Source organism: Microbacterium sp., from assembly GCF_051860965.1.
In the GTDB taxonomy this organism is placed as follows: Bacteria; Actinomycetota; Actinomycetes; order Actinomycetales; family Microbacteriaceae; genus Microbacterium.
Genome location: NZ_JBIMKU010000001.1, coordinates 114,117 through 138,166, shown reverse-complemented (window position 1 = coordinate 138,166; position 24,050 = coordinate 114,117). Strand labels below are relative to the sequence as shown.

The window sequence follows — 24,050 nt, the reverse complement described above, 5'->3', positions numbered from 1 at the left end:
ACATCACCACACGAGCGGCAGCCAGACGGACATCTCGCCGGGTCCGCGGTTGCCCCACGCGAAGTAGGGGATGAGGCGCGCGGATGCCGTGTCGACCACGTCATCCGGCACGTCGGCGTAGAGCGACTCCGTGGGGCGCGGGAGGACGGCGAGCTCCGCCTCGAGCGCCATGAGTCGCGTGCCGGCGATCTCGGTCTCGGCGAGGCGGAGCTCGGCACCGCGCCGGAGCGCTGCCTGCTCGAGCACGACGCCGTCCGGAAGATCGGCGCTCTCGAGGCAGTAGACGACAGGTCCGCGCTGCACGGCGACCTGGTTCGTCGCCTCCTCGGCGAGTCGGTGGGCGCGCAGCCTGCGGACGGGCATCGGCAGGTCGAGCACGATCTCGTCTCCCACCTGCCACTCCCGCGCGATCGTCGCGTACGTCCCTGCCGCGGTGATGGCCACGCGCTCGCCGTTCACCTCGAGCGTGGCATCCTTCGACCATCCCGGTACCCGCAGGTGCAGCGGGATGCCGGCGCCCGAGGCATCCGTCACCGTGAAGGCGATGCGGCCGTGCCACGGGTAGTCGCTCTCCTCCCGCAGGCTCAGAGTGCTCGCGCCGACCGACGCGCGCAGCTCGCTGCCCCCGTACTGATGGATGTAGAGCCCCTCGTCCGCGACCGACGCGGCCCGCTCGTGGAAACGCGCGAGCGTGCGCGCCGTGTTCGGCGGGCAGCAGAAGCAGCTGAGGTAGCGCTCGCGCAGACGCTCGTCCGACGGCGGCGGGGGCGGCACGGGATGCTGGCCCGTGTCTCCGGGACGCCGCAGCTCCCACGGCAGATCGCGCACCTGGCGGAGCGCGTTCGTGTAGAAGTACTCCGTGCCGTCGAGGCTGATGCCGGCGAGGAACGCGTTGTACGCGATGCGCTCGACGAGGTCGGCGTACTTCGCGTCGCCGGTCAGCGCCAGCATCCGCTCGCTCCACAGCAGCAGTCCGATGTTCGCGCACGACTCGGCATGCGCTGTCGTGTGCGGTAGCTGGTAGGCGCGTCCGAAGGCCTGATGGATGCGGCTGATGTCCTCCTGCCAGGGGTGGCCGTCGGGCGAGGCGCCGTCGTACAGGGCGCCCGCGCCGCCGGTGACGTAGAGCTTCGTGTCGACGACGTCGTTCCACAGGTTCTCGAGCACCGCGGTGAGCTCGGCATCGCGCGTCTCGGCGACGAGGTCGGCCAGACCCGCGTACAGGTAGTTGGCTCGCACCGCGTGACCGGCGACGACCGTCTGCCCGCGCACGGGCAGGCGGTCCTGGTTGTCGTCGCCGCCCTCGAAGTCGTCCCGCACCCGAACGAACGCCTCGGCGAGGTCGAGGTACTGCTGCTCGCCGGTCGCCCGATACAGCTCGATGACGGCCATGTAGTGCGAGGGGCAGATCGCACTGCGCGCGAGCTCGAGCGGCTTGTTCGTCGCGAGGTCTTCGAGGAAGGATGCCGCGCCCCGAGCGACGTCGAGGAGGGTCGTCGATCCCGTGACCTCGTAGTGCCGGACGCCCGTCGTGATGAGGTGACCGAGGTTGTAGGTCTCGAAGTGGAAGCGGTCGGCCAGCGCCGTGGCCGACTCCTCGTTCCTGGCGGCGATCAGGGTCGGAGTGTGCAGGTAGCCGTCTTCTCGCTGCACCGAGGCGATGAGCCGAGCGATCCGCTCGATCGTCTCGGCGAGCCACGGCTCGGGATCGGTCTCGAGCTGCGCGATCGCCGCTTCGAGCCACTTGTAGAAGTCGCCGTCCATGAAGGGCGGACCCACGTGGGCGCCGGGCTCGATGCCCGCGGCGATCTCGAAGTTGCGCAGCCCCGGGCTCACCGCGGGGTCGCTCAGCGATGCCCACATGCTCGGCACGGTCGCCGTCCGCGTGCGCGTGTGGATGTCGCCCCAGAATCCGCTCGCCCACCGGGCGTCGGGCGCACCGAGCGGTCGCAGCGGCGCGGTCATGCCGGCTCCTCCACGACGGTGCGCAGGCGTTCGATGCCCGGGGCGATGCTGGTCAGCACGGGCACGTCGACATCGACGGCGTCGGCGGCCGAGGCCATCGACGCCTGAGCCAGCACGACCACGTCGGCGTCGGCGCCCCGGCGCTCGATCGCGGCGGCGACGAGGGCATCGTGCGTCGCACGATCTCCGGCCGACACGGCGGCGAAGGCTCCGTCGACGACCTCCTCGACGATGACGGGCTCGGCACCGGCGAGCTCGGCGCGCTCGCGCAGCAGTGCCACGGTCGGCACGAGCGTCGTCGGCAGGGTCGCGAGCACGGCGATCCGCGATCCCGCGGCGACCGCGGCATCCGCCATCGCCTCGTCGATGCGCAGCACCCTGATGCCGACCTCGGCCGCAGTGGGCGCGGCGAGGTGCGAGATCGACGAGCACGTGAGCATGACGACGTCGGCACCGGCCGCCTTCGCGGCGCGGGCGAGGTCCGCGACGCGTTCGGGAACGGATGCCGCGCGCGACGCGTCCCCGAGGTCGGCGACGATGCGGTCGTCGAGGTAGTTCACGAACGTCGCGTCGGGCAGCGCCGCCCGGGCGCGGTCGGTCACCGGGCCGATCACGACGGCGCCCGTGTGGAGGAAGGCGATGCGGCTCATGCGGCATCCACCTCCTGCAGGAGCGCGACGACCCGTTCGTGCGCGCCGTGGCCGAGCTCTTCGAGCTCGGCGCCGTCGAGATCCAGCACCGCGGTCGCGCCGACGGGCACCTCGACGCGCACGCGCAGCTCGGCGCCGTCGATGCTCCAGTCGATCGACGCCGTGCCGTACGGCGTGCGATGTCGCGCGGACGCCTGGGTCAGTCCGCCGCCGGGGCGCGGCGCGAACCGGACTCGTCGATAGCCCGGGTCTGCGGCCTCGAGTCCCGCGACCACGCGGTGCAGCCAGTCGGCGACGGCGCCCAGCGCGTAGTGGTTGAAGGACGTCATGCTGCCCGAGTTCACGCGACCGTCGGGCAGCATCGCGTCCCAGCGCTCCCAGACCGTCGTCGCGCCCATCTCGACCTGATAGAGCCACGACGGGCACTCGCGCTCGAGCAGCAGATCGTATGCGGCGTCGAGCTGTCCGTGCGCGCTCAGCGCGTCGGTGACGACGGGCGTGCCGACGAAGCCCGTCGCGATGCGGTTGCCCGCCTCGTGCACGAGCTGCGCGAGACGTTCGGCCGCCGGCGCCCGAAGGTGCTCGGGCAGCAGTTCGAAGCGGAGAGCGATCGCGTACGCCGTCTGCGCATCCGACGTCATGCGGCCGTCCGCGTGGACGTATCGGCCGACGAATGCGGCTGCGGCTTCGTCGGCGACCGTGGAGTAGTGCTGCGCGGCATCCGTCTCCCCCAGCACGTCCGCCATGCGCGCGACGATCCGCGCCGACAGCGCGAAGTAGGCGCTCGCGACGAGGTGGCGGTCGGTGCGGGCGTCGGCGGGGTCCTGCGGAGGAGCGGCGGGGTCGAGCCAGTCGCCGAGCTGGTACCCGGAGTCCCACAGACGCGAGGGCCCCGCGATGTCGGCCTGCAGGTCGACCCACGCCCGGGCGCTGTCGAACTGGTCACGCAGCACCTGCACGTCGCCGAAGCGCTCGTAGAGCGTCCACGGCACGACGGTCGCGGCATCCCCCCACGCCGCGCCGGGGCGCTGCGGGGTCCACATCGTGTCGGCCGGGATGACGGGCACGAACCACGGCACGGTGCCGTCGGGCAGCTGCTCGGCGGCGAGGTCGCGCAGCCAGCCGGTGAGGAAACCGGACGAGTCGAAGAGGAAGGACGCCGTGGGCGCGAAGACCTGGATGTCGCCCGTCCACCCCAGGCGCTCGTCGCGCTGCGGGCAGTCGGTGGGGATGTCGACGAAGTTGCCGCGCATTCCCCACACGATGTTCTCGTGCAGACGGTTCAGCAGCGGATCGGATGACTCGAACCACCCCGTGCGCTCGAGGTCGGTGTGCAGGACGCGTGCGACGAGGGCGCCGGACGCCGCGTCGGCGTCGAGATCACCGGGCCAGCCGTCGACCTCGACGTACTGGAAGCCGTGGAACGTGAAGCGCGGCTCCCAGTCCTCGCCCTCGGGCCGACCGGCGAACGTGTAGGCGTCGGTCGAGATCGCGTCGCGCAGCGGTCGCGTGTAGAGCTCGCCGTCCTGCAGCACTTCGGCCGTGCGCAGCGTCACGGTCGTGCCGGCGGGTGCCGTCGCGCGCAGCCGCACGACGCCTGTGAGGTTCTGGCCGAAGTCCAGGATGCGGCGGCCGCTCGGCGTCGTGAGCACCGCCACCGGCGCCAGCTCCTGCGTCACGCGCACGGGCGGGCCGGTCGGGGCGACGAGCGTCGCACGGTCGCGGCGGCGCAGCTGGACGCGGCTCCAGTCGGCGTCGTCGAGCCCCGCGAGCGACCATCCGGCGATCTCATCGCGGGCGTCGTACGTCTCGCCGTCGTACAGGCCCGAGGACACGATGGGGCTCGGGGCCGCACGCCAGGTCGTGTCGGTCGCGACGGTCTCGCGCGTGCCGTCCGCGTAGACGAGCTCGAGCTGACCGAGGAAGGACTGGTCGTCGCCGAAGAGGTTGCGGAACCCGCCGCGCCACCCGAGCCGGCCGCGGTACCAGCCGTCGCCCAGCCAGGCGCCGAGCGCGTTCGCGCCCTCGACCACCTGCTCCGTCACGTCGTACGTGTAGTAGCGCAGGCGCTCGCGGTAGACGGTCCATCCCGGCGAGAGGACGTCGTCGCCGACGCGCTCCCCATTGAGCTCGGCCTGGTAGAGACCATGGGCCGTCGCATAGAGTCGAGCGCGCACGAGACCCGGCCGCACGACGAACTCACGGCGCACCAGCGCCGGGCGCCGCGTGTCGGTCATGGGGTTCTCGTTCCAGATCGGTCCGACCGGCCCGGCGATCCAGTCGGACGGCTCCAGGAGCCCCGCTTCGACGACGCCCCACGAACCGGGCTCGCTCCACCCGCCGTCCGTGCCCTGCACCGAGATGCGCACCTGGGCGCGGTCGCGCGATACGAGCGCGGCGGCCGGCCAGGGCACGAGCACCTGTTCCGCGGATGCGACGTCGAACGTCTCGCTTCCGGCATCCGTCCGCACCTCCACGCGGTACGCGGACTGCTGCCACTCCGCGGGGGCGGACTCCACGATCCACGACAGTCGAGGGCGGGACTCGCCGATCCCGAGAGCCTCCCGGTGATGCTCGAAACGGGGGGCCGACACTGTGGCCGTCATTGGTCACTCCTGATTACTCGAAACGTTTCAGAGTTCCATCCTATGCACGTTGCGGTGATGGAAGGAATAGAATTGTGACGTTTCAATCGATTGCGCACTGCGGCGCTCCGCCGCGTGGTGCGACACTGGACCCCGGAGGACCACGCATGTTCATCGCAGTGACCGGCAGCAGCGGAACGCTCGGCAGAGCGACGGTCGAACGCCTGCGCGCCGACGGGCACGACGTCATCGGATTCGACCTCGCCGGCACGCCCGGCGTCGGGTTCACGCGCGTCGATCTGTCGGACTACGGGCAGACGCTCGACGCGTTCCTGGGGGTGACGGCGCGCCACGCCGGTCTCGACGCGATCGTGCATCTCGCGGCGATCCCGGTCAACGGGCTCGTGCCCGACGTGACGACGTTCGAGAACAACCTGTCCGCGTCGTCCCACGTGCTCTTCGCGGCGCAGCGCGCCGGCATCCGCACCGTGGTCTTCGCCTCCAGCATCACGGCCATGGGCTTCCCGTTCGACGTGGCTCCGCCGTCGCTGCCCGTCGACGAGACCTACACGCGCGCGTTCAACACCTACGGGCTCGGCAAGGTCGTCGAGGAGTCGATGGCTGCGCAGCTCGTGGGCTGGCATCCGGATGCCTCGATCACGGCCCTCCGGTTCACCAACGTCGTCGCGCCCGATGCCTACGACACCTTCGAGCGTGCCGGCGAACCGGACTACCGCCGCGACCTCGTCGGCTCGTGGATCGATGCCCGTGACGGCGCCGAGGCGGTCGCTCTGGCGCTCGCCGCGGCCGCGCCGGGCTTCGAGATCTACAACGTCGCGGCTCCCGGGTCGGGCAACGCGACCCCCAGCCGCGAGCTCGCCGCGCGATGGTTCCCCGGCGTTGCGGTGGCCGACGATCTGGGCGAGTTCGAGTCGCTCATGTCCACGCGCAAGATCCAGGATCGCCTCGGCTTCCGCGCCCGCCACGACTGGCGTTGACGAATGCCGGCGGGCGCCGTCCTCGCAGCCCGCCGGCATCCGGGTCATCCCTTGACAGCGCCGGCCGCGAGGCCCTTCATGATGCGCTGGTTCAAGAAGAGGTAGAGGATCAGGATGCCGAACACCGTGATGCAGATCGCGGCGAAGAGCGGACCGTAGTTGATCGCGCCGTACTCGCCCGAGAAGTTGAGCAGACCGACCTGGATCGTGTTGAGGCTCTTCTTGCCGCCGAAGATCAGCGCGATGAGCAGGTCGTTCCAGATGAGGAAGAACTGCACGATCGCCACGGTCACGACCGCGTTGCGCATCATCGGGAAGCCGATGGAGAAGAAGGCCCGCACCATCGATGCGCCGTCCAGAGTGGACGCCTCGAAGATCTCGCGCGGGATCGCACGGAAGTACGTCGCCATCATGAAGACCGTCAGCGGCAGACCCGCCGCCGTGTAGATCAGGATCATCGGCCAGTGCGAGCCGTTGATGCCGAGCTGGAAGAACGTGTTGAACAGCGGGAGCACGATCATCTGACCGGGGATCATGATGCCCGCGAGGAACAGCAGGAGGATCGTGCCGCGGCCCTTGAACACGAGCACCTCGAGCGCGAAGCCCGCTGCCGTCCCCAGGAGCACGATGAACACGAGCGACGGGATCGTGACGATGATCGAGTTCGTGATCGTCGTCGACAGATTGCCGGTCTCCCACGCCACGGCATAGTTGCTCCACTGCCACACCTCGGGCATGGCGTAGGACGGGTTGTTGAGGAAGTCGCTGTTCGACTTGAAGGAGTTGATGACCATCCAGAACAGCGGATAGGCGAACACGACCAGCAGCACCACGACCGCGACCCAGGTCGGGATGCGGCGCAGCACGTGCAGGAACGCCTGGCCGGGGGTGCGGCGGCGCGGCTCGAACCGGCGTGCGGTGTGGACGGCGGTCGTCTCGAGAGTCGAAGTCATGTCGTGGCTCCTAGACGGTGTTGTCGCGTCGCGACGAGCGGAAGATGAGGAGGGTCACCGCGAGGCACATGACCGTCAGCAGCAGCGCGATCGTCGAGCCGTAGCCGAAGTCGCTGAACTGGAACGCCGTGCGGTACATGTAGATCGTCAGCGGCGTGGTCTGATTGCCCGGACCACCGCCGGTGAGGGCGAAGACGGAGTCGAAGACCTTGATCGTGCCGTTGATGCTGAAGATGAACGAGGCGAAGAGGATCGGCAGCGACATCGGCAGCACGATGTGGCGGAAGAGCTTGAACGTCTTGGCGCCATCGATGCGAGCGGACTCGATGATGTCGTCGGGGATGTCGAGGAGCCCCGAGAAGATGAGCACCGCGTAGAACCCGACCGAGCGCCAGACGTCCATGATCACGATGACGACGAAGGCGGTCCCGCCGGCGCCGAGCCAGTCGACGGTCGGGATGCCCACGTTGACGAGCAGCTCGTTGACGAGCCCGTCGCTCGGCGCGGACTGGAAGAGCTTCTGGTACAGGATCGAGATCGCGACGGTCGGCAGCACGACGGGGAAGAACACCAGCGTGCGCACGAGCACCGACGACTTGCGCAGCACGAACTGGTACAGGAGCGCGAGGCCGTACCCCACGACCACCTGGAAGAGCGTCACCAGCAGTGCGTACTTGATCGTGAACCAGAAGGCGTCCGCGACGTAGGGGTCGGTGAACAGGCGCTCGAAGTTCTTGACGCCGTTGAACTCGAAGCCGGTCAGGACGCTGCCGGTGAAGAACGTGAGGCCGAACGACCATACGACGGGCGCGAGGATGATCAGGGTGTAGACGAGCAGTGCCGGCGTGAGCAGCAGCATGATCGCCTTGCGGTCGCCGAGGACGGACTTCATTGTGGCGGCCTTTCGGTGCGATGAGGGGCGGGAACAGGATGACGCCCCGGTGCGTCTGGTGTCCAGGCGCACCGGGGCGTCGGAGGATCAGCCCTGGTCGAGCGCGTCCTGGACGAGGGTCATGAACTCCTCGGCCGAGAGCTGGCCGGTGACCAGCAGCGCCGCGTTGGTCGACGAGATGCTCGACGCCTTCGCGTTGAAGAGCGCCTCGAACCACAGCACGCTGTCGGTCGCGCTCGCGATCTCGTCGGCGACGGTCTGCGAGATGGCGGGGAGGTCTGCCGGCTCGTCCGAGATGAAGCCCGTGATCTGGCCCTGCTTGAGCGCCTCGGTGCCGTAGTTGGCCGTGATGCACTTCAGCCAGGCGCCCACGTTGTTGTCGGCCGCGTAGGTCTTGGCGTTGAAGGTCGCGGGCAGGCCGACGTTCGAGGGGTACTCGTCGATCGAGCCGGCGCCGCCTTCGACGGCCGGGAACTTCATGAATCCGACGTTGTCGGCACCGATCTGGTTGCCGTCGCCGTTGATGTTGCCCAGCAGCCAGCTGCCCATGTAGATCATGGCGGCCTTGCCCGTGAGGAACTCGTTGGTGGCGGCGTCGTAGTCGAGCGAGGCGACGTTGTCGCCGAAGTAGCCGTCCGCGCCGAGGTCGGCGATCGCCTGTGCGGCGGCGACGTAGTCGGGGTCGGTGAGCTTCGCGTCGCCGTCGGCGACCTTCTGCAGCGCGTCGGGGCCGAGCGAGCGGAAGAGGTAGCCGCTGACGAGGCGCGTCAGGGGCCAGCCCTGCTCGCCCGATGCCGCGAAGGGCGTCAGGCCGGCGGCCTTGGCCTCACCCGCGACGGTGACGAGGTCGTCCCATGTCTCGGGGACGTCCCACCCGTTCTCCTCGAAGATCGCCTTGTTGTAGAAGATGCCCTCGATGTTGTACTGGAACGGCAGGAAGTTGAATGCGCCGCCGTAGAGCTTCTCGATCGTCGACACGGCGCCCTCGGCGACCTTGTCGCGCACGCCGAGCTCGGTGAGCGCCTTGTCGAAGTCGACGAGGTAGCCGGCATCCCAGAGCTTCGCGCCCTCGGCGGGGTTGCCGCCGGCGGAGAACATGGGGGGCAGGCCGTCCTGCGTGGCGAGCAGCTGGACCTGCGCGTCGAGCTCGGCCTGCGGGATCGAGTTGACCTCGAGGGGCGCGGCCTCGTTCTCGGCCTCGCACGCACCCGCGGCGAGTGCGTCGAGCACGGGCTGCGTCGTGGTGTTCTCGGCGTTCTTGAGGAACTCGAGCGACGTCGGGTTCTCGCCTCCGCCCGAGTCGCCGCCGGAGCAGCCGGCGAGCATGAGGACGCCTGCGCTGACGAGAGCCGCGGCGCCGATGAACGGCTTACGGAGTCGCCGCCGATCTGCTGTGAACACATTTCCTCCTTGAAAGTGGCGTCTCACTTTTGAGACGTTTCAACAGGGATCGTAAGACGGAGCATCCGGCGATGTCAACACCTGATTGAAACGTCACAAGTTGATAACGCCGACACGCGCGCGGGATGATTCTTGAAACGTTTCCACCGCGGGACGGCGCGGATCGCGCGCTCGGGTACAGTGACGTTCAATCGAGGCGAGGGAGTCCGTGCATGGCCAGAGTCGGCATACGTGACGTCGCCGCGCTCTCCGGTGTCGCCGTCGGCACCGTCTCGAACTATCTGAATCACCCCGATCGCGTCTCGGCCGACAAGGCCCAGCGCATCCAGTACGCGATCGACTCCCTCGGATTCGTGCCCTCCAACGCGGGACGCCAGCTGCGCCTGGGTGTCAGCAGCGTCATCGGCTACATCGCTCCCGATGTGAGCAACCCGTACTTCGCCGAGATCGCCGAGAGCGTCGAGCGTCGAGCGAGCGAGCGCGGCGTCACGGTCTTCCTCGCCAACTCGCATCGCAGCGAAGAGCGCGAGAACTCCTACATCCAGGTCTTCGAGCAGCACCGCGTCCAGGGGCTGCTGATGTCGTCGCACGTGCCGGTCGAGGATCGTCTCGCGCACGTGCGCAAGCGCGGGACCCCGTCGGTGCTCGTCGGCCAGCGCGCGCGCTCGAGCGACCAGCCCTCGGTCTCGCTCGACGACATCTCGGGTGGTCGCCAGGCGATGCGTCACCTGCTGGACGTCGGATGCCGGCGCATCGCATTCGTCGGCGGTCCGCTCGGCATCCCTCAGGTGGCCGACCGTCTCACCGGGGCCAGCGAGGTCGTGCGCAGCTTCGGCGCCGCGACGCTCGAAGTGATCGACATGCCCGATCGCACCGTCGCCGGCGGGCGCGAGGTCGGTCGATCGCTCATGGCGCGCCCTGCCGAGATGCGACCCGACGGCATCTTCGCCGTGAACGACCTCCTGGCGCTCGGCATCATGCACGAACTGGTCCAAGGTGGCACCGTCGTTCCGCGCGACCTCGCGATCGTCGGGTACGACGACAACGAGTTCGCCGAGGCATCCCTCATCCCGCTCACGAGCGTCCGCGGACGCCACGAGGCCTTCGGCGTCGCCGTCGTCGACCTGCTCTTCGACGCGATCCAGGGCGTCGAGATCGCCGAGCCGCACCGCATGTTCGAGCCCGACCTGGTGATACGGGCGAGCACGGACGGGTTCGATCGCGCATGAGTGCGAGCATCCGCGACGTCGCCGAGCGGGCGGGTGTGTCGGTGGGCACCGTGTCCAACGTGCTCAACCACCGCGAGCGGGTGACCCCCGAGTCGGTCGTGCGGGTCAACGCGGCGATCGCGGAGCTCGGCTACGTGCGCAACGATGCGGCACGTCAACTGCGCGCGGGCCGCAGCACGACCGTGGGCCTCGTGGTGCTCGATGTGCGCAATCCGTTCTTCACCGAACTCGCCCGCGGCGCCGAGAGCGAGGCCGACCGGCGCGGCCTGTCGATCCTGCTGGCCAACAGCGACGAGAACGTGGACCGCGAGGCTCGGTACCTCGACCTCTTCGAGCAGCAGCGGGTGCGGGGCATCCTGATCTCGCCGTACCAGCAGGTCGGCGAGAGACTCCGGCAGATGCGCGAGCGGGGCATCCCGGCCGTGCTCGTCGACCGGCGGAGCGAGGACGACCTCTTCAGCAGCGTCTCGGTCGACGATGAGCTCGGCGGCTACCTCGCCGTGCGTCATCTGCTCGAGACGGGCCGGCGCCGGATCCTGTTCACGGGCGGGCCGATCGACATGCGTCAGCTCGACGACCGCCGTCGCGGTGCGCGCCGGGCGGTCGATGAGGTCCCGGGTGCGTCGCTCGAGATCCTCCCCGTCTCCGCCTCCCAGGTCGAGGACGGCTCGGCCGCGGGCGACGAGATCAACTCTCGGCCGCACGCGCACCGACCGGACGCCGTCTTCTGCGCGAACGACCTCGTCGCTCTCGGGGTGCTGCAGTCGCTCTCCGCGCACCGCATCGACGTGCCGGGCGACATCGCCCTCATCGGGTTCGACGACATCGACTTCGCCGCGGCCGCGGTCGTGCCGCTGTCATCCATCCGCCAGCCGGCGCGGCTCATGGGCGAGACCGCGCTGCGGCTCCTGGTCGAAGAGGGCGACGACCCCCGCAAGCCCGCCGAGCAGGTCGTCTTCGAACCGGAGCTCGTCGTCCGCTCATCGTCCGGCGGGTGAACGGCGTCACGGTCGGGTCCGTGAGGCGCGGTACGCGGTCGGGCTCTCGCCGTGTCGGCGTGCGAAGCGCCGCGAGAAGTAGAGCGGATCGTCCCACCCGACGTCGCGTGCGACCGCGCTGACGGAGCGGTCGGTGGACGCGAGCAGCTGCGCCGCGCGGTTCAGTCGCTCGCGCTCGACGTATCGCTGGGGAGGGATGCCGAGCGCGGCCGCGAACAGGTGCGAGAGCCGTGAGGGAGACAGGTTCGCGATACGCGCGAGCCGGGTCAGATCCAGGGGTTCGGCGAGGTGCGCGCCGATGTGCTCGACGACGCGCAGGAGGCGTTCGTCCATGCCTCCGCGCAGCGGATTCTGCGTGTCGAGCCAGAGCAGCGCCGTCTCGAGGGCGTTGACGGCGAAGAGCTCGGACTGCGGGAGCGAGCCCGACGATGCGCGTGCTGTGGCGCGGAGCGCGGCGAGCACGCGCGGCGAGATGTCGGACGACGCGCGCACCACCCCGACACCGCCCGCCTCGATCGGCCACTCCAGCAGCGGCATCCATTCCGCACGAGGGTGGAAGTGCGCGAACGCCAGCTCCCACGATGCGCCGGCCGTGCGGTAGTCGTGGCGGGTCCCGGGGCGCAGCAGCACCGCCTCGCCCGGCCGCGTGAGAACGGCGCCGTCTCCGCCCTCGATCCGTCCGCTTCCGGCGATCGTGTGGATGACCAGCCAGTCGTCCGTGCCGCGCGCACGCCAGGCGCCGTACTCCGGCCCCGAGGCGAACTCGCCCGCGAGAACACGGACGACGTGGGGATGCGGAGCCTCTCGGCGCGACGTCGCAGCAGGATCGTCCATGACCATGCCCGATCATCCCATGGTGTGGGCGCGCGGCGCGAGCGACGATCGACACATGACGCTCCTCGATGACACCGCCGTCCAGAGTCCCGCCGAGACCTACGCCCGCGACGGCGTCGTGCAGGTGCGCGGTCTGCTCACCTCCGCCGAGATCGCCGAGATCCGCGACGTCTTCATGGCGCAGGTCGAGTCCGATCGCACCGTCGGCCACGACGACAACCTGGCTGCGGACGACGTCCTGTCGCGGTATCCGCGGTTCGTGCATCCGCACCGGCGCACCGATCTCGAGGTGGGACTCCTCGCGCGGCGATGGATGCTGGACCGCCGCATCACCTCCCTGGTCGAGCAGCTCATCGGGCCGGCGCACGCGGCGCAGTCGATGTTCTACTTCAAGCCGCCCACGGCGCGCGGGCAGGCGCTGCATCAGGACAACATCTTCCTCCAGGCGCATCCCGAGACGTGCATCGCCGCATGGATCGCGGTGGACGACTGCGACGGCGAGAACGGCGGTCTCTCGGTCGTGCCGGGTTCGCACCGCTACGAGATCATCTGCCCCGACGATGCCGACCCGGAGGAGTCGTTCACGAGCACCGCGATCACCCTGCCCGACAACATGTCGGCCGAGCAGACGGTGCTCGCCGCGGGCGACGTCCTGTTCTTCCACGGCAGCATGGTGCACGGCTCCGGACCGAACCGCTCGACGGACCGGTTCCGCCGGTCGCTCATCTTCCACTACGTCCCCACGGCGAGCGTCGAGATCTCGCGGTTCTACAACCCGCTGCTCGCCCTCGACGGCACCGAGGTGACGATCGCCGAGACGACCGACGGCGGCGCGTGCGGCGAGGGGTGGACGCCCGTCTCGCCGCACTGAGCCGGTCGGGGCATCCCGAGCCCGCGCGCTCCGGTTCGGCGGAGCGGCTCAGAACTCCCAGAAGACGGGGCGCTCCTCGAGCCACGCGATGAGGTTGAGCACGAGGAAGTTCCAGTTCTGGAACCCCTTCGTCATGATGGGCTCGCCCGTGTCGGGGTGGTAGTACTCGTGCAGACCGCCGGACGTCGCGAGGTCCTGCCCGAACAGGCGCACCGTCTCTTCGGCGAGTTCGCGGGCATCCTCCGTGTAGCCGTACTTCAGCAGTCCGCGGAAGACGAGGTAATTGCTCACGCCCCAGATCGGGCCCAGCCAGTTCGACGGGTTGTTCGAGGCGCGGAGGTTGTACTGCTGCTCGAGCTTCGAGAGCGTGCGCACGCCGAAGTTCGCGCGGAACGTGCGCCGGTCGAGGTACCGCTCGCGCATCCGCTCGGCCTGCTCCTGCGTCGCGATTCCCGCCCACATCGGCAGGAAGCTCGACCAGTTGTCGATGCGCAGCAGCACCGACGACCACGAGCGCGGCGCTCCCCGGTGCAGCCAGTCCTCGGGATCGATCTCGCGCAGCGCGAGATCGGCGCTGTAGAACGTGCCGTCGCGCTCGTCCCACAGGTGAGTGCGCACCGCCTCGGCGAGGTCTTCCGCGCGGCCACGCCAGGCGTTCGCCTCGGGCGCACGCTCGAGCTCTTCGAGCAGGTAGCCGAAGGCGAGCAGCTCGCGGTACAGCAGCGAGTTCAGGTAGACGGATGCCGTGCTCCGGTCGGGGCGGTAGTAGACCGACGGGTCGTTGTCGACCCCGATCGCGAAGTCGGTCTGCCAGTAGGCGAGACCGGTCGCGGCATCCACGTGGCTCTCGAGGTAGCGCTCCAGGAAGCGCTCGATGACGGGGAGGTCGTCACGGATCCACTCGGCGCTCCCGCGACGCCGGGTGAGGAGCGCCGCCTGCTGCGCGATGACGGGCTTGTGCATGTTCTGCGAGAACCCGCCGGCACGACCGGGGTCGCCGTGCAGCAGCGGTCCGCCGGGCTTGAGCAGGATCGGCATGACGCCGTCGTCGTCGGTGTGGTCGAGGAAGTTGCGGATCGTGCCCTCTTCGAACGCGCCGAACAGGCCGGGCTGGTCGGTGTCGAGCTCGACCTGGCCCATGACGACGCTGATGAACCACGAATCCCAGTCCCACAGCGCCATGGAGTAGTACGGCGAGTCGGGCGAGCTCGGCACCGTGTAGGGATGGGTCAGGATGCCGGACGGCTCCCGCGTCATCTGCTCGGTGTGCGTGCGGACGTGGTCGGACAGCAGGGCGCGCCACTGCTCGGTCATGAGGGGTCCTCTTCGGGGTTCGGGATGGTGATTCGGAGGAAGGATGCCGGCGCGAGCGTCACCGGGACGACGTGCTCGGGCGTCTCGATCGTGAGCTCGCGCTCGTGCCGGTCGAGGTTGGCGGCGAGGAGGACGGTCTCGCCGTTCGTGCGGGCGCCGATCGCCCACACGAGTCCGTCGGGGCTGTCGCCCCAGAGCAGCTCGCCGTCGAGCGCCGCGAGAGCGGCGATGGCGTCGGCGGCGGGAAGGGGGTCGCCGGCGGACGAACGGATGCCGCGCGGCCCCCACTCCTCGAACCACGCGAGCGACGCGACGCCGGGGATGCCGAGCGCCGCGGCACTCGCGATCGTCCAGGCGGCGAGCTCGGGTGCGGTCTGCCGCTCGTCGGCCGCGCCGGTGAACTCCGCGCCGTAGCCCTCGGTCAGATCGGGGCGGGTGGGACCGGGCTGAGGGCCCGTCGCGACATCGTTGAAGCGCGGGCGCAGTGTCACCGGCCCGATGTGGACGGGCGCGCCGCCGGCGAGGTCGACCGTCTGCCGCGCGACGAGCCGCTGCATCGCGAGCGACTCCACGAGCTGCTCCGTGCCGAGGGCGTGGAAGAGCGGTGTGATCGTGACGGCCACGCCGTCGAGGTCGTTCGGGATGCGGTGGCGTTCGCGGTTGAGCTCGGTGAAGTGCGAGCGCGAGCCGCCGACGACGGCGACGTCGAGACCGGTCTCGGCGAGGGCCGCGCGCAGATCGGCCACGGCTTCGCGGTCGGACACGTGCCGCGCGTCGCTCACCTGGTGGAACGCGGCCACCCGCAGGACGTCACGACCCGCGAGCGCGCCGACGCCGTCGACGAGCGCGCCGGGACTCTCGGCGTCGAGGACGAAGCGCACATCGAGCGGGACTCCGCTCGCGGCGGCGCGGTCGAGCGCCGCACGCCAGTTCGGGCTGGCGAGATCGAGTTCGACCAGCACGCTCGATGCGGTGGGTGTCAGAGCGGGCGCAGGATCGGGGGCGGATGCCGCGCCCACGCCGATCTGCGGGAACGCCCCGCCGCCCTGCAGCGCGGTGCGGGCGGGCGTGGCATCCATCGTCGACGTCTCGGACGTGCGCCGCGCGCGCACCGACACCGTCTGACGCACGCGCTCGCCGGCGGCGAGGTCGTACGGGAAGGGCAGATCGAGCGGGCGCGAGTACGTCTTGTAGGAGGCGTCGGTCCAGTTGCGCTGATCCTCCATCTCGAAGACGTCGCCGTCGAACGTCGTCGACACCTCGAGGCCGTCGGCGAGCCAGGTGAGGCTCGCGATGTCGAGGACGGGCTGGTGGGGGCTGATCGCGCGAGGGAACTCGGTCTGCTCGATGCGCCCGTCGGCGTGCGCCACGCGCAGCGGCGCACCCGCGACGTGCGGAGGATGCAGCACGACAAGTCCCGTGCGGTTCGTCGAGAACGGATGCTCCGACTCGAGGTCGCAGAGCACGTCGAGTCTGCCGGCGCGGGCCTCGACGCGCACGACGCCGCGGAAGCTCGATCCGAGCGCGTCGGAGCGCACGTGGAGGGTGAGCGTCGTGTCGTGCGCGGCCACGCGGTCGACCAGCAGGGGAGCGGTGTCCCAGTTCCGGTCGCGCACGACGGCCCGGATGCTGCGCAGCACCGTCCGGCCGTCGAACGCGATGTCGGCCAGCTCGTCGCCGCGCAGGGCGAGCGACCACGGGCCGCTCGCCCATGCGCAGGACTCGGTGTACCAGGTCATCTCAGAGCGAGGTCATCCCGCCGTCGACCTGGAAGGTCGCGCCCGTCGCGAAGGAGCCGTCGTCGCTCGCGAGGTAGACCATGATCCCCGCGACGTCGTCGGGTGTACCCGCTCGGCCGATCGGGATACGGCCGACGATCGCGGCGCGCGACGCCGGGTCCTCGCTGATGGCGGCGACGAGCGGCGTCTCGGTGTAGGCCGGCTGCACCGTGTTGACGCGGATGCCGCGATCGGCATATGCCGCCGCGACCGTCCGAGCCAGCCCGTGCATGCCGGCTTTCGAGGCGCTGTAGGCCGTGAAGTCCTTGCCCTCGCCGTTGACGGCGGTCGGGCTGCCGGTGAGGATGATCGATCCGCCTCCGTGCGCGAGCATCGCACGCACGGCGTGCTTCACCGTGAGGAACGCTCCCGTCAGGTTGATGTCGATCGTGCGCCTCCAGACGTCCAGGTCGAGGTCGGCCGCGGGCGCATCCTGCCCGAAGAGCTGCACCCCGGCGTTCGCGACGACGACGTCGGGAGCCCATCCCGCAGCCTCGACCTCGGCGAAGCCCGCCGCGACGGCGGCCTCGTCGGAGATGTCCATCGTCACGGCGCGGGCCGCGTCGCCGATCGCCGCGGCGGCCGCGGCCGCGCCTTCGCCGTTGCGGTCGGCGAGCACGACGCGCGCGCCCTCGCGGGCGAACCGCTGCGCGACGGCGAGTCCGATCCCCAGCGCCGCGCCCGTGACGAGCGCGGTCTTGCCTTCGAGCTGACCCATGCGCGTTACCTCTCGATGTGGTCGAGGTGGAGCATCCGCGCGAGGTTCTTGTCGAGCTCGTCGTCGCGGAAGATCTTCTTCCAGTCTTCCTTGATGATGCTCTCGCGCCCATAGTCCATCGCGATCAGGCACGCGTCGCTGAACGGGTTGTCTCCGCGCAGGCCGTTCGCGAGGGCGACCTGGGTGTGGCCGTACAGGATGCTGCGGGCAGCGGCTTCGGGCACGCCCATCGTGTTGATCGCCTCGTCGAGGGCCTCATTGAGCAGAGAGCCGATCATGCACGCGACGGTCTCGACGAGCGTCGGCTCGAGCTGGGCGAGCTGCTTGATCGTGACCCAGTGCACGTCGATCACGGGCGCGTAGATCGCACGGACCGTCGCCTCGACGATCGCCTTCTTCTCGGGGTCGTCGGACTCGATGGCGGCGATCGCATCCTGCGGGGCGGCGATGCCGCCGAACGTGTCGGCCCACTCCTCCTTCGTGGTCCGCTCGAGGAAGACCGAGGGGTGGCACGGGTGCGCGACCGCCTGGATGACGTCGTCCCGCGTCGTGAGCAGACCCGCGTACGCCGCGGCGGGGTCGAGGGTCAGCACGATCGTGCCCGGCTTGAGCTGGGGGACGAGGTCGGCCGTGACCGGACCGAGTGCGAGGTCGGGCACCGCGAGCACGACGATGTCGGCGTCGGCGACGGCATCCGGTGCCTCGGTCAGCTGCCGCCCCGCGGCGAGCGTGCGCTCACGGCCGGCGGGGGAGTTCTCGACGTACCAGACGGTGTGGTCGGTCTTGACGAGGTTGTTCGAGACGCGGGTGCCCATCTTGCCCCCGGCGCCGATGACGGCGATCTTGTAACTGCTCACAGTGTGCTCCTCAGATAGTCGATGGTGGTGCGGGTCCACTCCCGCTCGGTTCGGACCGTGGTCTCGGGGGCGCCCTGCCAGGGCAGCCAGTGCTCGACGATCTCGTTGATGCCCCGCTCGCGGGGCCTCACGGTCTCGAGCAGGTGCGGGTAGTCGTGCAGGCCGGTGCCCATGGGTGCACCGCTGTAGGTGAAGCCGACCCAGCCGTCCTGTCGTGCGAAGGCGAAGTCCTTGACGTGGACGTTCGCGACCAGGCCGGCGGTCAGGGCGACGCACTCGCGCGGGCGCTCGAGGCGCGCGACGACGTTGCCGGGATCGAGGCAGATGCCGAGGTTCGGCGTGCCGACGGACGAGACGAGTGCTGCGAGGTCGGCCGTCGCGAGCTGCTCGTACGTCTCGAGGGCGAGGGTCACGCCGGCCGTCTCGTACGCGGGCAGCGTGCGCTGCAGCCAGGACTCGGCTTCGCGCATCGTCGGCCGCGAATCGGGCGCATAGAGCATGCTGCGCACGAGGCGCGCGTCGAAGACCTCGGCGAGGCGCAGGAAGCGCTCGAGCCGCTCGGGCTCGATGCCCTTCGTGCCGAGCTCGATCGCGAGGCCGAGATCGCGCGCCGCGGCCGCCGCGTCGCGGAGTTCGGCATCCGTCATCCCGTCGAGAGGCGCGTAGTCGCAGATCTGGAAGAGATCGACGTCGAGATCGCGCGTCGCCTCGAACGCTCCGCGCAGCGAGAGCGGCTCGGGCGCACGATCGGAATGCTGCCAGAAGAAGGCGTAGGTGCCGAGGCCGATCATGCGCCGGACTTCCGGGTGGCGAGGGCGGATGCTTCGTCGAGGACGGCGATCAGGTTGTCGGGGTCGTGGGCGAAGCGGCCGAGGAAGAGCCCGTCGACGGTGTCGCCGAGTCGGGTGAGGAGGCCGGGCCCGGCGGATCCGCCGTAGATGACGACCGAGCCGTCGCGGCCGGGCAGCTCGTCGAGGGCGGCGCGCAGCGCGGTGGTGACGGGCGTGATGTGGTCGGCGGGAGCGGGTGCGGGGGCGCCGATGGCCCAGACGGGTTCGTAGGCGACGATCACGGGCCCGGCCGGTGCGCCGTCGAGCGCGTCGTGGAGCTGGGCGACCGAGGTCGCCGCGGCATCCATCGCCTCGTCCGTCTCGCCGATGCAGAGCACGGGTGTGATGCCCTGGGCGAGCGCGGTGGCGGTCTTGGCGGCGATGACGTCGTCGGTGTCGCCGAGGAGGCGTCGGCGCTCGGCGTGGCCGATCTCGGCGACGCCGACGCCGATCTCGGCGAGCTCGGCGGCGGTGACCTCGCCCGTGTAGGAGCCGGGTGCGAACTGCGAGACGTCCTGCGCGCCGACGATCACGCGGGTGCCGGCGAACGCGGTGAGCGCGTCACCGATCTGGAGGTAGGTGGGGATCACGAAGAGGTGGACGGAGCCCTCGGTCACGGCGGGATGCACGGCGACGCGGTCCGCGATGGTCGTGAGCCATTCGCGGGCCTGGGTGTTGCCGAAGTAGGTCTTGAGGCTGACCCCGACCGTGACCGGTGCGCTCATCAGCACTGTCCTTTCACGATCAGCACTGCCCGGTGGTCTCGTACTGCCCGATCACGGCCACCTTCTCGGCGGATGCCGATGCGGTGTCGAAGCGGTAGGTGAGCCACTCGCGGACGTTGCGACGGGCCAGTTCGATGCCGACGACGCGCTGGCCCATGCAGAGCACCTGCGCATCGTTCGACAGCACGCCACGCTCCACCGAGAACGAGTCGTGGGCGGTGACGGCACGGATCCCGGCGACCTTGTTCGCGGCGATCGCGACGCCCAGGCCCGTGCCGCAGATGAGCAGCGCGCGGTCTGCTTCGCCCGCCGCGACGAGCTCGGCGGCGGCGATCGCGACCTTGGGATAGGCGGTGTGGCCGTCGGCATCCACTCCCACGTCCACCACGGACGCGACGAGGGGGTTCTGCTCGAGGTCCTTCTTGAGGATCTCCTTGTAGTCGTAGCCGGCGTCGTCGCAGCCGATCACGAGGCGCAGCGGGGTCAGATCGGTCATGAGTCGGTCTCCTTGAGGGTGGCGGCGATCGCGGTCGCGATGAGGGCGAGGCTGATCGCTCCCGGGTCGGGGGTGCCGATCGAGTGCTCCCCGTGGGTGCGGGCGCGGCCCATGCGGGGGAGCAGGTCGGCGGTCTGCGCGGCGGCTCGGGTCGCGGCGTCCGCCGCGTTCGCCCAGGAGTCGGCGAGGGAGGCCCCGGCGTTGACGGCCTGTGTGAGCGTCGTTGTGAACGGCACGAGGGCGTCGACGAGGGTCTTGTCCCCGACCTCGGCCTTGCCGTAGTCGGTGACTCCCTGCGCTCCGGCGGCGACGCCCGCGGCGACGTCGGCGGCGGTCGGGTCGCCGGTGTCGCCCAGCTTCTCCGCGATCTTGGTCAGGATGACGCCCCACAGGGCCCCCGACGTGCCGCCCGCCTTGTCGGACCAGCCGTCCGCCGCCCACTCCAGAGTGGTGCGCGCACCGGCGCCGGCCCCGACGGCGGCACGTGCCGAGGCGAGGGCGGCATGCGAGCCGCGCTGCATCCCGATCCCGTGATCGCCGTCACCCGCGATGCTGTCCAGACGGCCGAGCTCGTCGACGTTCTCGTCGATCGTGCGGACGATGGTCTCCACGGCGGCCAGCACCGTCTGCGCGACCGCGCGCGACTGCTCATCGGATTCCGGGATGACGGCGGCGGCCTCCGCGGCATCCACGACCGTCGCCTGCTGCTGCGCCGCGACCGAGCCGCGCCGATAGGCGGGGGTGTCGACGGGGTGCTCCCACAGGGTCGCGAGCTCGTCGTCGAGCCAGAACAGGGTCAGCGAGGTGCCGGCCATGTCGAAGGACGTGCAGAACTCGCCCACGTGCGGGTCGACGATCTCGAGTCCCGCGGCTTCGAGGAGCTGGTGGATGCGCCGGTAGACGACGAACATCTCCTCGTACTTCAGCGACCCGAGGCCGTTGAGGATCGGGATGACGCGCCCGTCGGCGCCTTCGGGACGCTCCTCGAGAAGACGCCGCACCAGCAGCTCGGCCAGTTCGTCGGCGGTCGGGATGTCGGTCTCGTCGATGCCCGGCTCGCCGTGGATGCCGAGCCCGATCGCCATCCGACCCGTCGGCACCGTGAACAGCGGCTCCGGCGCGCCGGGCAGCGTGCAGCCCGTGAACGCGACCCCGAACGACCGGGTCCGCTCGTTCGCCTTCGCCGCCACGGCGGTCACCGCGGCGAGGTCGTAGCCGGCCTCGGCCGCAGCCGCGGCGCTGCGGAACACGGTCAGGTCGCCCGCGATCCCGCGACGCTTGTGCTTCTCGGCGAGGGAGGCCGACATGACGTCATCCGTCACCGTGACGGTCGCCGCCTCGATGCCCTCCGCCCGCAGGCGGTCCTGTGCCGCGTCGAAGTTCAGCACGTCACCTGCGTAGTTGCCGTAGGAGAAGAACACCCCGCCGCCCTGGTCGGCGGCCTTCGCGACCGCGTGCACCTGCTGCGTCGACGGAGATGCGAACAGGTTTCCCATCGCCGCCCCGTGGGCGAGCCCGGGTCCCACCAGGCCCCCGAACGCCGGATAGTGGCCCGACCCGCCGCCGACCACGACCGCGACCTGACCCTCCGGTGACACGGTGGAGCGCACGACGCCTCCCGTCACCCGGCGCACGTAGCGGCCGTTCGCCGCGACGAAGCCGTCGATCATCTCGTCGGCGAAGTCCGCGGGGTCGTTCCACAGACGGGTCATGACTGCTCGACCTCCACCGGGACGCGCGTCTCGGCATCACGCGCCTTGCGGTCGTTGCGCGCCAGCAGCACCATGAGCACGGCGGACAGCAGCATGAACGCGCCCACGATCGCCATCGGGATCTCGTACCCACCCGTCCAGTCGTGGACGGCGCCCGTGATGAACGGCGCGCTGAATCCGGCCAGGTTGCCGATCGTGTTGATCAGCGCGACGCCTGCTGCGGCCGCGATGCCCGTGAGGAAGCGCGTCGGCAGCGTCCAGAAGTTCGGCAGCGCAGCGAAGATGGCGCAGGCCGTGACGGTGATGACGGCGATCGTCGCGGCGGGCGATCCGGCGAAGAGCGCCAGGGGGATCGAGATCGCGCCCAGCACCGCGGGGACGGCGATGTGCCACGTCTTGAGGCCTCGACGAGAGGCGTCGCGCGACCAGAAGTACATCACGATCGCCGCCGGCAGGTAGGGGATCGCGGTGATGAGCCCCTTCTGGAAGACGTCGAAGGTGGCGCCGGTCTGCTCCTGGAAGCCCTCGATGATCGTAGGAAGGAAGAACGCGAGGGCGTACAGGCCGTAGATGAAGCCGAAGTAGATGAACGACAGCACCCACACGCGGCCGCTCTTGAAGGCGAAGCGCACCGAGGGGTGCTTGCCGCCGGTCTCGGACGCCTCCGTGGCGGTGCGCTCCTTGACGAGCGCGTCGGTGAGCCAGACCTGCTCCTCGTTCGTGAGCCACTTGGCGTCGGCGGGCTTGTCCTTGAGGTAGAACCACGCGATGACGCCGACCACGATGGCGGGGATCGCGACGCCCATGAACATGAAGCGCCAGCCCTCGAGGCCGAAGAAGACTCCGTGCTGCTGGATCAGGGCCCCCGCGAGCGGGGCGCCGATCACGGTCGTGAGCGGCTGGGCCAGGTAGAAGAGCATGAGGATCCGCCCGCGATACTGCGCGGGGACCCAGAGGCTCAGGAAGAGGATGGCGCCGGGGAAGAAGCCCGCTTCGGCGACACCGAGCAGGAAGCGCAGTACGACGAGCTGCTCGAAGTTCTGCACCCAGGTGAACAGCAGCGCGACGATGCCCCAGCTCACCATGATGCGGGCGAGCCACTTGCGGGCGCCGAACTTGTGCAGGGCAAGGTTCGAGGGCACCTCGAGCAGGATGTAGCCGATGAAGAACACGCCGGAGGCGAAGCCGAACTGCGCGGCGCTGAGGGCCAGGTCGTCGTTCATGCCGTTGGGAGCGGCGAAGCCGATCGCGGTGCGGTCGAGGTAGTTGATGAAGAACATCAGGGCGACGAACGGCACGAGCCGGATCGACACCTTGCGGATGGCTGAACGCGCGACAGGCGGTGCGGCCGTGGAAGAGGACGTGTCCACGTTGACTCCGATTTTCAATCGACGGTGATTCGGCGACTGTGCCGCCACAGGACAGTTTGACAAACCGGTTGACCAATTGCAAGTGTGCTTCGGGTCGATCCCGCTGTACCCTGCTCGCATGCCCTCCTATCCCGGCAACCGCTCCGCCGAGATCACGGCAGCCCTGGGGTCGCTCCCTGCGGGCACTCCGGTGTCCGAGGTGGCCCGGCGTCTGCTGGATCTCTTCACGGGCGGATCGATCGCGCCGGGCACGCGGCTGCCGCCCGAGCGGCAGCTCGCCTCGACGCTCGCCGTCGGGCGATCGGCGGTCCGCGAGGCCCTGGCCGCCCTCGAGATCCTCGGCATCGTCGACGTGCGTCCGGGATCGGGCACGTATCTGCGCGGCACGGCCAGCGAGCTGCTGCCCGAGACGCTCCGGTGGGGGCTGCTCATCGGTGAGAAGAGCACAGCCGAGTTGCTCGAGCTGCGATCCGGCCTCGAGATCTATGTCGCGCGCCTCGCCGCCGCACGCGGCCAGAGCACCGAGCTCGGCGTCGTGGGAGCGAGCCTCGAGCGCATGCGCGCGAGTCTCGACAGCCTCGCCGACTTCGCGCGCGCCGATCTCGACTTCCACCACGCCCTCGGCCGTGCCGCCGGCAACGGCCTGCTCGTCGATCAGCTGAACGTCGTGCGCTCGCTGCTTCAGGTCTACGCCGACCGTGCGGTGCACAGCGGCGAGGCCGCGCGCATCGCGCTGGAGGAGCACGACGCGGTCTACGTCGCCGTGCGGGCGGGGGACCCGGATGCCGCGGCCTCCGCGATGGCGGTGCACATGGCGACCGCATCCGCGCGGCTGTCCGCTGACGCGGCCGTCTGACACCCGGGTTCGCGGGCG

The 24,050-nt window shown here is 70.1% G+C and carries 21 protein-coding genes; 5 read left to right on the top strand and 16 right to left on the bottom strand.

Features of this window, described 5'->3' with window-relative positions; all coding sequences use genetic code 11:
* Positions 1 to 3: 3 nt before the first annotated feature.
* The 3 genes from ACTIFV_RS00575 to ACTIFV_RS00565 are packed head-to-tail and all read right to left on the bottom strand — an operon-like array spanning position 4 to position 5,221.
* Positions 4 to 1,965, bottom strand: coding sequence for a glycoside hydrolase family 127 protein (locus ACTIFV_RS00575; protein ID WP_439590859.1), 1,962 nt, complete (start codon positions 1,963 to 1,965; stop codon positions 4 to 6).
* Positions 1,962 to 2,615 carry an aspartate/glutamate racemase family protein gene (locus ACTIFV_RS00570; protein ID WP_439590858.1) on the bottom strand — a complete coding sequence of 218 codons (654 nt, stop codon included), beginning with the start codon at positions 2,613 to 2,615 and terminating at the stop codon, positions 1,962 to 1,964. The genes ACTIFV_RS00575 and ACTIFV_RS00570 overlap by 4 nt, the downstream gene beginning before the upstream one ends.
* A complete protein-coding gene (locus ACTIFV_RS00565; RefSeq protein WP_439590857.1) occupies positions 2,612 to 5,221 on the bottom strand; it encodes a family 78 glycoside hydrolase catalytic domain in 2,610 nt (869 codons plus the stop codon). The genes ACTIFV_RS00570 and ACTIFV_RS00565 overlap by 4 nt, the downstream gene beginning before the upstream one ends.
* Positions 5,222 to 5,367: 146 nt before the next feature.
* Between ACTIFV_RS00565 and ACTIFV_RS00560 the strand changes: the two genes are divergently transcribed.
* Positions 5,368 to 6,198 (top strand): NAD-dependent epimerase/dehydratase family protein, encoded by an 831-nt coding sequence (locus ACTIFV_RS00560; protein WP_439590856.1) that lies wholly within the window; start codon positions 5,368 to 5,370, stop codon positions 6,196 to 6,198.
* A gap of 44 nt (positions 6,199 to 6,242) precedes the next feature.
* Here ACTIFV_RS00560 and ACTIFV_RS00555 read toward each other — a convergent pair whose 3' ends face one another.
* The 3 genes from ACTIFV_RS00555 to ACTIFV_RS00545 form a co-directional block, all read right to left on the bottom strand.
* On the bottom strand, positions 6,243 to 7,151 hold the full coding sequence (locus ACTIFV_RS00555) for a carbohydrate ABC transporter permease (protein ID WP_439590855.1): 909 nt from the start codon (positions 7,149 to 7,151) through the stop codon (positions 6,243 to 6,245).
* Positions 7,152 to 7,161: 10 nt separating this feature from the next.
* Positions 7,162 to 8,043: a carbohydrate ABC transporter permease gene (locus ACTIFV_RS00550; protein ID WP_439590854.1), complete on the bottom strand. Its 882-nt coding sequence runs from the start codon at positions 8,041 to 8,043 to the stop codon at positions 7,162 to 7,164.
* Between the two features lie 87 nt (positions 8,044 to 8,130).
* Complete coding sequence (locus tag ACTIFV_RS00545) at positions 8,131 to 9,444, bottom strand: ABC transporter substrate-binding protein (RefSeq protein ID WP_439590853.1); 1,314 nt, start codon at positions 9,442 to 9,444, stop codon at positions 8,131 to 8,133.
* 212 nt (positions 9,445 to 9,656) lie between these two features.
* On the opposite strand from ACTIFV_RS00545, the gene ACTIFV_RS00540 reads away from it, so the two are divergent.
* Together ACTIFV_RS00540 and ACTIFV_RS00535 are read left to right on the top strand one after the other, a co-directional pair.
* Positions 9,657 to 10,673, top strand: a complete 1,017-nt coding sequence (locus ACTIFV_RS00540) for a LacI family DNA-binding transcriptional regulator (protein WP_439590852.1) — start codon at positions 9,657 to 9,659, stop codon at positions 10,671 to 10,673.
* On the top strand, positions 10,670 to 11,671 hold the full coding sequence (locus ACTIFV_RS00535; protein ID WP_439590851.1) for a LacI family DNA-binding transcriptional regulator: 1,002 nt from the start codon (positions 10,670 to 10,672) through the stop codon (positions 11,669 to 11,671). The genes ACTIFV_RS00540 and ACTIFV_RS00535 overlap by 4 nt, the downstream gene beginning before the upstream one ends.
* Before the next feature lie 6 nt (positions 11,672 to 11,677).
* On the opposite strand, the gene ACTIFV_RS00530 is transcribed toward ACTIFV_RS00535, so the two are convergent.
* Positions 11,678 to 12,505: a helix-turn-helix domain-containing protein gene (locus ACTIFV_RS00530; protein WP_439590850.1), complete on the bottom strand. Its 828-nt coding sequence runs from the start codon at positions 12,503 to 12,505 to the stop codon at positions 11,678 to 11,680.
* On the opposite strand from ACTIFV_RS00530, the gene ACTIFV_RS00525 reads away from it, so the two are divergent.
* The gene (locus ACTIFV_RS00525) at positions 12,504 to 13,376 is read left to right on the top strand and encodes a phytanoyl-CoA dioxygenase family protein (protein WP_439590849.1); all 873 of its coding nucleotides are present in this window, start codon (positions 12,504 to 12,506) and stop codon (positions 13,374 to 13,376) included. The genes ACTIFV_RS00530 and ACTIFV_RS00525 overlap by 2 nt on opposite strands.
* Before the next feature lie 48 nt (positions 13,377 to 13,424).
* Here the strand turns inward: ACTIFV_RS00525 and ACTIFV_RS00520 are convergent, their stop codons facing one another.
* The 9 genes from ACTIFV_RS00520 to ACTIFV_RS00480 are packed head-to-tail and all read right to left on the bottom strand — an operon-like array spanning position 13,425 to position 23,176.
* On the bottom strand, positions 13,425 to 14,690 hold the full coding sequence (locus tag ACTIFV_RS00520) for an MGH1-like glycoside hydrolase domain-containing protein (RefSeq protein ID WP_439590848.1): 1,266 nt from the start codon (positions 14,688 to 14,690) through the stop codon (positions 13,425 to 13,427).
* A complete protein-coding gene (locus tag ACTIFV_RS00515) occupies positions 14,687 to 16,429 on the bottom strand; it encodes a hypothetical protein (protein WP_439590847.1) in 1,743 nt (580 codons plus the stop codon). The genes ACTIFV_RS00520 and ACTIFV_RS00515 overlap by 4 nt, the downstream gene beginning before the upstream one ends.
* Before the next feature lies 1 nt (position 16,430).
* Positions 16,431 to 17,186, bottom strand: a complete 756-nt coding sequence (locus ACTIFV_RS00510; RefSeq protein ID WP_439590846.1) for an SDR family NAD(P)-dependent oxidoreductase — start codon at positions 17,184 to 17,186, stop codon at positions 16,431 to 16,433.
* Positions 17,187 to 17,191: 5 nt separating this feature from the next.
* Positions 17,192 to 18,043, bottom strand: coding sequence for a phosphogluconate dehydrogenase C-terminal domain-containing protein (locus ACTIFV_RS00505; RefSeq protein WP_439590845.1), 852 nt, complete (start codon positions 18,041 to 18,043; stop codon positions 17,192 to 17,194).
* Positions 18,040 to 18,834 (bottom strand): sugar phosphate isomerase/epimerase family protein, encoded by a 795-nt coding sequence (locus ACTIFV_RS00500; protein ID WP_439590844.1) that lies wholly within the window; start codon positions 18,832 to 18,834, stop codon positions 18,040 to 18,042. The genes ACTIFV_RS00505 and ACTIFV_RS00500 overlap by 4 nt, the downstream gene beginning before the upstream one ends.
* Complete coding sequence (locus tag ACTIFV_RS00495; protein WP_439590843.1) at positions 18,831 to 19,598, bottom strand: triose-phosphate isomerase family protein; 768 nt, start codon at positions 19,596 to 19,598, stop codon at positions 18,831 to 18,833. Before ACTIFV_RS00495 ends, ACTIFV_RS00500 begins: the two co-directional genes overlap by 4 nt.
* A 19-nt stretch (positions 19,599 to 19,617) precedes the next feature.
* Positions 19,618 to 20,094: a ribose-5-phosphate isomerase gene (locus ACTIFV_RS00490; protein WP_439590842.1), complete on the bottom strand. Its 477-nt coding sequence runs from the start codon at positions 20,092 to 20,094 to the stop codon at positions 19,618 to 19,620.
* A complete protein-coding gene (locus ACTIFV_RS00485) occupies positions 20,091 to 21,806 on the bottom strand; it encodes a dihydroxyacetone kinase family protein (protein ID WP_439590841.1) in 1,716 nt (571 codons plus the stop codon). The genes ACTIFV_RS00490 and ACTIFV_RS00485 overlap by 4 nt, the downstream gene beginning before the upstream one ends.
* Complete coding sequence (locus tag ACTIFV_RS00480) at positions 21,803 to 23,176, bottom strand: MFS transporter (protein WP_439590840.1); 1,374 nt, start codon at positions 23,174 to 23,176, stop codon at positions 21,803 to 21,805. The genes ACTIFV_RS00485 and ACTIFV_RS00480 overlap by 4 nt, the downstream gene beginning before the upstream one ends.
* Before the next feature lie 118 nt (positions 23,177 to 23,294).
* On the opposite strand from ACTIFV_RS00480, the gene ACTIFV_RS00475 reads away from it, so the two are divergent.
* On the top strand, positions 23,295 to 24,032 hold the full coding sequence (locus ACTIFV_RS00475; protein ID WP_439590839.1) for a FadR/GntR family transcriptional regulator: 738 nt from the start codon (positions 23,295 to 23,297) through the stop codon (positions 24,030 to 24,032).
* Positions 24,033 to 24,050 lie beyond the last annotated feature (18 nt).